Annotated in this window: 1 protein-coding gene; it reads right to left on the bottom strand. The window is 70.1% G+C overall.

Going from position 1 to position 994, the window contains the following annotated elements; all coding sequences use genetic code 11:
• Entirely contained in the window at positions 1-819 is an 819-nt protein-coding gene (locus QEZ54_RS36205) for a SigB/SigF/SigG family RNA polymerase sigma factor (protein WP_281309307.1), read from the bottom strand.
• Positions 820-994: the final 175 nt, after the last annotated feature.

Genomic DNA, 994 nt, shown 5'->3' with positions numbered 1-994 from the left:
TCAGGCGTCGGCGAGCATGCGCTCGCGCAGGGTGCCGATGCAGCGGGTGAGCAGGCGCGAGACGTGCATCTGCGAGACGCCGATCTGCTCGGCGATCTGCGCCTGGTTGTAGCCGCAGCCGAACCGCAGCGACAGGATGCGCCGCTCGCGGGCCGGCAGTTCCTTCAGGTACTGCCGCAGCGCGTGCAGGTCGGCGATGGACTCGATGTTCTGGTCGGACTCGCCGATCAGCTCACCGATCTCCAGGTCGCCGTCCTCGCCGCTGACCGCCACGTTCAGCGAGCCGGTGCGGTACGCCTGCGCGCAGTGCACCGCCTGCCGCACGTCCTCGACGGTGGCGCCCAGGTGCTCGGCCAGGTCGGCCGAGGTGGGCCAGCGGCCGAGCTCCTGGCTCAGCTGCGGGGTCACCCGGTTGATGTCGAGGTACAGCTCCTGCATCCGGCGGGACACGCGCATGCTCCAGCCGCGGTCGCGGAAGTGGCGCTTGAGCTCGCCCACCACGGTCGGCACGGCGAAGTGCACGAACGCGCTGCCGCGAGTGGGGTCGAACCGGTCGATGGCCTGGATCAGGCCGACGGTGGCCACCTGGACCAGGTCCTCGGTGTCCACACCGCGGTGGCGGAAACGCCGCGCGAGGCGCTCGGCCAGCGGCAGCCAGGCGCAGATCGCCGCCTGGCGCACGTGCTCACGAGCCGGGTCGTCCTGGCTCGTCTGGGCCAGGCGCAGCAGAGCCGCCTCGGCCACGGGGGCGTCGAGATCGTCGGTGGTGACGGTCGGGTTGACGGGGGTCTCGACGGTGGTCGTGATGCTGATGGACATTGCAGTTCCTTCACCGCAGTGAACCGCGTCGGAACCGGTGCGCCCTGCGCACTCGGCCGCGGTCCTCTGTTCGGCGTCGACACCCGCTTCTTGAGCGTCGTGAACGGCTGTGGGGCCGTGCCCGACACGTGTGCCGGGCAGACAAGACCATACCGCCTATAGGCTGAAAGTACTA

The sequence above is a fragment of the Catellatospora sp. KI3 genome (genome assembly GCF_029948125.1).
GTDB lineage: Bacteria > Actinomycetota > Actinomycetes > Mycobacteriales > Micromonosporaceae > Catellatospora.
The sequence above is the reverse complement of the archived record's forward strand: the minus strand, read 5'-3'. Positions and strand labels throughout refer to the sequence as shown.